The following is a 7,086-nucleotide window of genomic DNA, read 5'->3' as shown; positions in this document are numbered from 1 at the left end:
GCGATTTTATTTAGCAGAAAAGGGCGACTTGCCAAGCCTGATAAATAATGATTGTCGCTAATAAATTTAAAAACAAGTGCGCTATCCTGCTCACCCAGTTGTTTTTTTAACATTGATTGAATTTGCGTTGAATTAAAAGGGAGAATTTCCATAGCACGATAATCCTGTTGTGCGGAATTGTCCCTACCTAAGCCACGAAAAAAACTACTTTGCGCTTTTAAATCCTCAAAATGATGGCTGCGACAAGAGAGAATTATTTTAACTTTTGAATCCCCAAGATGCACTGTATTGGGGAATACTCGCATCAATTCTGTTAAAAACTGCTGACGCATATCCTTAGTATAATGCACCAATTTTTCATCCAAACCATCAAAGATAAAAATCAAATTGCCACTTTGTGCTTGCTGGATGAAGGTTTGTGCATCAGTGGTTACTTCTTGTCGCCTTAAAACACTCTGTATTATCTCTTCTAAATACGGTTGACGCACAATATCTTTCTCGGTAATAAAAGTAGGCGTATCACGCAAATCAATATAAAACGGCTTAATAGCCCCTTCTTCCTCCGTGAGTTTGGCGGATAAAATGCGACAACTAAAGGTTTTCCCCATGCCATAATCACCCAGTAGGGCATAGATAGATTGTGGGGAGTTTTTAATCCAGTCTAGCATATCGGTGATTAAATTGACTTCGATGTTTGTGGCCGTTTTAATGTTTGTGGTTGATAACGCTTCACTTTCGGTGGACATTTGCGTGAGTTTTGCGGAACTAGGTTGATGGTATTCTTCAAGGTATCTTTTATCCAGGCTAGGGCTTATTTTGTCTGTCTTTTGTGTTTGCGGTAGACTGTCTTTGGGTTTATTGTTGTACATTGCTTCTAAGCCTTTAATAACTTTATCAACAAAAGCATTTTTCCTCTCAGGGGTAGAGCAATCAACAAAAAAATCACCCGATCCATCGTCTAAATAACACACTTGTTCTTGCAAAATTTTTGTATTATCTTTGTTTAACTTTTTATTTACTTTGCTAAAAAAATCATCAACACTTAAAGTATTACCATCTATTCTTTTATCTAAGCCAAATAAAAACAAGGATTTTTGTTGTAAAAAGTGAGGTATTTCCTGTGTTGTGATGTACTCACTTTGTAAAAATTGTTGCGAGAGCGCGCCAAAACCAAAATCAGATTTGTTTAAATTTTCTTGAATTTGTTCGTCAAATGATGAGCCAGCAATCAACTGATTCATTGTCCAAATAACCACTTCTTTGCCATCAATAACAGGCTTTCTTTTTTCAAATAACTGTCTAAAATATTGAGCGTCACTTTTATTGTCTTTGCTGTAACTAATAAAAACCCTAATCGCATTTTCATCAATAGGCTTATGGGTATCTTTAGCGATATTGGGTTCAAAATTTTCGTCCTCATATTGTCGGTTTGCCAAAGGTTGAATATTTGCTGAAGAATAACCCACTTTTAGTTGCAATTGAGCTTTCCGTATCTTGTTAGCCTTGAGTGCGTTTATTTCAATTGACTTGAGTATTTTTTCAGCTTCAGAATTCGCCTCAGAATCCTCAATAAGCCTAGCAATTGCATCTAATGTTCGTTTAATGAAATTACGATAATTCGCATCTGCATCAGCCGCTGTTACAAAAATTTGCTCTAATATCGTTTGCTTATCAATGTGACCATTCTCATCCATCATTTGTAACAATCGATTTATATTTTTAGAGTCTGTTTTACCTAATTCATTTTGTTTTAAAAAATAGTCAAAACCTTTTATGATTTGTTGTTGCATTTTTACCTTCTGCCTTCTAATTAATTGCTTCAAATGATACCATAAATAAATTATACATTTGTAAAATTTTAATTTAAACAAGAAAGTTTCACTAAGTTTTAGTATAATAAATACCATGATTAATCAAGTAAAAACCTATTTATTAGCATTGCAAGCCGATATTTGCGCGCAATTAGAAGCCGTTGATACTGAGGCAACCTTTATTAAAGATCAATGGGAAAAGCCCGACAACAAAGGTAATGGACTAACCAGAGTACTCACGAATGGTAAAGTATTTGAGCAAGCAGGGGTCAATTACTCGATTGTGCATGGTGATGATATGCCAGCGTCTGCCACTGCACTTAGGCCTGAGCTAGCAGGGCGTCGTTTTACGGCTTTAGGGGTGTCGTTGGTGATTCATCCACACAATCCTTATGTGCCGACTTCGCATGCCAATGTGCGTTTTTTCTTAGCAGAAAAGGACGGTGAAGACCCGATTTGGTGGTTTGGCGGTGGTTTTGATTTAACCCCTTATTATGGCTTTGATGAAGACTGTGTGTTTTGGCATCAAAATGCTAAAGATGCTTGCACACCGTTTGGTGATGAGGTGTATTCAAAATATAAAAAATGGTGCGATGATTATTTTTATATCAAACACCGTGATGAGCAACGCGGGATTGGTGGTTTGTTTTTTGATGATTTAAACAAAGGTGGTTTTGAGCAGTGCTTTGCGTTTATGCAAAGTGTGGGCAATAGTTATATCAAGGCTTACAGACCCATTGTAGAAAAACGCAAAGATAGCGAATATGGCGAGAGAGAGCGACAATTTCAGTTGTATCATCGTGGTCGCTATGTGGAGTTTAACTTGGTTTACGACCGTGGCACCTTGTTTGGCTTACAAACCGGAGGGCGTACCGAATCTATCTTAATGTCTTTACCGCCTTTGGTGCGTTGGGAATACCAATATCAGCCAAAAGCAGGCAGCCCCGAAGCCAAACTATACGAATACTACCTCAAACCACAGGACTGGATTAATGCAAACTAATTTAGATGTTAAAAGATTGCTCTGCCCCATGCCCGTCATTCGATTGGGGGAGATGATTGAGAAAATTGAGATAGGCGATACCATTCAGATAATTGCCACCGATCCTGGTGTTTTGCATGATATACCTGCTTGGTGCAAGGTGCATGGGCACAAGGTGCTTGCTTGTGATGAAAAAACTGACGAGATTGTTTTATTGGTAGAAAAAATATAATTCTTTTAGAAGGCTTTACTTTAAGAGACCTTTGCATAAATAGGGATGATTAGAAAAATCCAATTTTTGCCCAATGGGTGATTTCTTTAAACCTTGTCCTAGCAGGGTTAAGGCTGGGTTTAAAAAATCGCCAAGTGGGTGAAAAGTGGGTTTCTGATGATTGTTCCTATTTATGCAAAGGTCTCTTAAACCTAAAAAAGATTGTTGACATGAAAAATAGCGGGTAGAATTGGAAATTAGTGTCCAGTTTATTGGGGAAACTTCATAATATAAAATCCCAGCGTAAGTAAAATATTTATAGAGTTTTGCTTGGAGTTTTTAAAAAAAGAGCCTCTAAAGTTATCTTGACTCTTTTTTAATGTTTTATTTTTAATGATGTATTTTTTTTGGAGAAGGAAAAATTATGTATATACCTCATACGGGTAAATTTTTTAATCGTGCTTTATTAGTAATAGCATTTTTCACTGTTTTGTTTGCTACCGTTCACGCCGCTGACATCAATCTAGCCCTTGGAAAATCTGCTACACAATCGAGCAATTACAACACCACTCTTTATCATGCTTCACAAGCAGTTAACGGCAATACTCAAGGCGTTTGGTACAACAATAGCATAACACACACCCAAAAGGAACAAGGCGCTTGGTGGCAGGTTGATTTAGGTGAAGAGAAAAATATCAATCAAATCCTTATCTACAACCGCACCGATTGTTGTAAAGATAGACTCAGCAACTACCGAGTCAGTATTTCCAGTACAGCAGATTTTAGCACCTACACCTATCAACAAGACTTTCACGGTGCGCCTAATCCTAAAAAAAGCATTAAATTAGGTGCGCACGACAAACAAGGTCGCTATGTTAGAATCCAGTTACTTGATAACAACTACCTTTCTCTAGCAGAAGTTCAAGTTATGGGCGTTGATATTGATATTTTGCGTTTTTCTGAGGTGGATTTTTCTAGTGCTTATAATGATTTTGGTGGGAGTAATAACGCATTCAACGAATTTAATTCTGCCGCCTTTGCTGCCATTAAAGGCAATGGATCAATTATAGCGTGGGGTGACTCAAAGTATGGAGGCACTGGTGCACCCACTGGTAGCGACTACACCAAGATTTATTCAAATAAGCATGCCTTTGCTGCCCTTAAAACTGATGGCTCAATTGTGGCGTGGGGTGATTCAAATCTTGGGGGTACAGGCGCCCCTACTGACAGTCGCTATACCAAGATTTATTCAACTGATGATGCCTTTGCTGCCCTTAAAACCGATGGCTCAATCACAGCATGGGGCGACTCAAACTCTGGAGGCGCAAGCGCACCCACTGACAGTGGCTATACCAAGGTTTATTCAAATAGGTATGCCTTTTCCGCTCTTAAAGCTGATGGCTCAATCACAGCGTGGGCGGGGTGGGGTGGCCTAGGGCTTGGAGGTATAGCGCCTACTGATGATAGTGGCTATACCAAGATTTATTCAACTGATGCAGCCTTTGCCGCCCTTAAAACCGATGGCTCAATCACGGCGTGGGGTCACTACGATTTTGGAGGTAAGGGTGCACCTGACGACAGTGACTATATCAAAATTTATTCGACGAGGTATGCCTTTGCTGCTCTTAAAGCTGATGGCTCAATCACGGCGTGGGGTGACTCAAAGTGGGGAGGTAAAGGTGCACCCACTGACGGTGGCTATACCAAGGTTTATTCAGCTGAGTATGCCTTTGCCGCCCTTAAAACCGATGGCTCAATCGTGGCGTGGGGCCACTCAATGTATGGAGGCATAGGCGCACCCATTGACAGTGGCTACACCAAGATTTATTCAAATGCACTTGCCTTTGCTGCCCTTAAAGCCGATGGCTCAATCATGGCGTGGGGCGGCTCAACGCATGGAGGCTCAGGTGAACCCACTGACAGTGACTATATCAAAATTTATTCAACTGAGTATGCCTTTGCTGCCCTTAAAGCCGATGGTTCAATCACGGCGTGGGGTAACTCAAAATATGGAGGCATAGGCGCTCCTACTGACAATGGTTATATCAAGATTTATTCAACCAAGTCTGCCTTTGCTGCCCTTAAAGCCGATGGTTCAATCACGGCGTGGGGTCGTTCAGGTAAGGGAGGCACTACACCCACAATATCTGATTAAATACAGACAACTGACGACTTAAGGCTTGACTAATGCTACAATAATAGATTTTTTAATCTCTAGTAAGTAAAGATGAAGATTATTATCAAACAGTCGCTTTTTTACCAATTTAATCATTCTATAACGCCAGTTTTGGCTGTGCATTTATCGCTTGGTAGTCACACCTTGTTTACCAATAAAGACTCACCCCTTCAAAATTTTATTATTTTTAGAAATATTTTTGGGTTTCTATGGGCGGCATAGTAGATGTATTTGAGTCATTTGTTGATGCAGTTGTTGATACAGCTGAGTCATTTTCTGATGCAGTTGTTGGTGTAGCAGATACAGTTGCTGATACAGTTGTTGATGTAGCAGATACAGTTGCTGATACAGTTATTGATGTAGCAGATACAGTTGCTGATACAGTTATTGATGTAGCAGATACAGTTGCTGATACAGTTATTGATGTAGCAGATGCAATTTTTGATACAGTTGATACAATTTTTGATGCACCTGAGTTAGTTTTTGAGAAAATTGCTGATAGTATTGTGTATTTTGTTACAGGAAGTTACGAAGGGGATGAGGGGGACAACACACTTTTTGCTACGGGTTTAGGTCTGTGGGGTAGCGGTGTCAAGATGTATGGTGGCAATGACACGGTGTATGCCGCCAGTTTGGATTTGGATGTTTATGATACTTGGGGGAATCTGAGTGTTTACGGCGGTGCTGGCTTCATGGATATCAATAAAAGTGCTTGGGGCAATATGACTGTTGCTGGTCTTGCTGGTACAACAAATTTGCAGCATATTGGACGAACAGGTAATATTAACTTTGGTGGTGCAGCAGCAAGTAATTACATATATCGCCGAGGTTATTCTGGGAATATTTCGTTTAAAGGCGGCGGTATTGCCAACCGAGTGATTAGCGAAGTAGAATACGGCAACATTAAATTTAAAGGCATTGGTGCCTCTAATATTGTGAAGCGCAAAGGAGGAGTGCAGGGCAATATTCGTTTTACTGGTGCTGGCGCCTCTAATGTTGTGGAGCGTATAGGGGGTGATCAAGGCGATGTTCGCTTTACTGGCGTTGGGGCGTATAACAAGGTAAGCAACAGTGCAAATAGAGGCAGTATTTATTTCGAAGGCGGCATTGGGGCGCATAACAAAGTGAAACGCCGAGGTGATTCTGGGAATGTTGTATTTGCAGGTGCCGGCATATCCAACCAAGTGATTAGTGAAGTAAAAGACGGTAATATTTCATTTACAGGCATTGGTGCTCTCAATATTGTGAAGCGTATAGGGGGAGATCAAGGCGATATTGTCTTCAATGGTGCTGGTGCAGCTAATCATGTTGTTAATACAGCTAAGTATGGTAATACTAATTTTACTGGTGGTGGCGGTGGTAATATTATTGATCATTCTACCAATGGCAATATTTCGTTTACAGGGGTAGGTTTCGTTAATAAGGTTACACACACAGGTGATTATGGCGATATAAACTTTGTGGGTGGCGGCTTCGGTAATATTATTACTCGTTCTGGAGTAAGAGGCAATGGAGATTTAACCATATTAGGTGGTGGCAATGTTGTTACTTGGTCAACAACAGGGGAGTTAAAGGCAAAACTCGGTGGTTTGATTTTAAACCGATTAAAAAGAGATGGTAGCGGCAATACCAATCTAATATTGGCTTCATTAGGCAATATTGTTGATGTAGAAGTTTCCAAAGGCAACCTTAATTTAACTGGCATTGGTGCGGCAAATATAATCAACTACAAGGCACAAGGTATCTTAAACGCTAATTTGGCAGGCGGTGCAAACAAAATCAACAAAGAGGGTTCTGGCAATTCAATTCTGTATCTCTTAGCAGGTGCCAATGTTTTCACTGATTCTTCCATAGGCAATGTCAGGGGCTCCTTATTTGGCGGTCTGAATATTGTCACTAAAAATGG

At 40.0% G+C, this 7,086-nt stretch carries 5 protein-coding genes; 4 read left to right on the top strand and 1 reads right to left on the bottom strand.

Annotation, left to right across the window (positions count from 1 at the left end):
* The coding region (locus BBROOKSOX_RS08130; protein WP_180323920.1) for an NACHT domain-containing protein at positions 1–1,790 on the bottom strand (1,790 nt) is incomplete at its 3' end.
* A 115-nt stretch (positions 1,791–1,905) separates the two neighbouring features.
* On the opposite strand from BBROOKSOX_RS08130, the gene hemF reads away from it, so the two are divergent.
* The 4 genes from hemF to BBROOKSOX_RS08110 all read left to right on the top strand — a co-directional run.
* A complete protein-coding gene (hemF, locus tag BBROOKSOX_RS08125; protein WP_139660834.1) occupies positions 1,906–2,814 on the top strand; it encodes an oxygen-dependent coproporphyrinogen oxidase in 909 nt (302 codons plus the stop codon).
* A complete protein-coding gene (locus tag BBROOKSOX_RS08120) occupies positions 2,804–3,025 on the top strand; it encodes a sulfurtransferase TusA family protein (RefSeq protein ID WP_139660832.1) in 222 nt (73 codons plus the stop codon). The genes hemF and BBROOKSOX_RS08120 overlap by 11 nt, the downstream gene beginning before the upstream one ends.
* A 403-nt stretch (positions 3,026–3,428) precedes the next feature.
* Positions 3,429–5,159: a discoidin domain-containing protein gene (locus tag BBROOKSOX_RS08115; protein ID WP_139660830.1), complete on the top strand. Its 1,731-nt coding sequence runs from the start codon at positions 3,429–3,431 to the stop codon at positions 5,157–5,159.
* Positions 5,160–5,389: 230 nt separating this feature from the next.
* Positions 5,390–7,086, top strand: a 1,697-nt coding sequence (locus tag BBROOKSOX_RS08110; RefSeq protein WP_139660827.1) for a hypothetical protein, incomplete at its 3' end; no start/stop codon positions are given.

Source organism: bacterium endosymbiont of Bathymodiolus sp. 5 South, from assembly GCF_900128535.1.
GTDB lineage: Bacteria > Pseudomonadota > Gammaproteobacteria > PS1 > Pseudothioglobaceae > Thiodubiliella.
The sequence above is the reverse complement of the archived record's forward strand: the minus strand, read 5'-3'. Positions and strand labels throughout refer to the sequence as shown.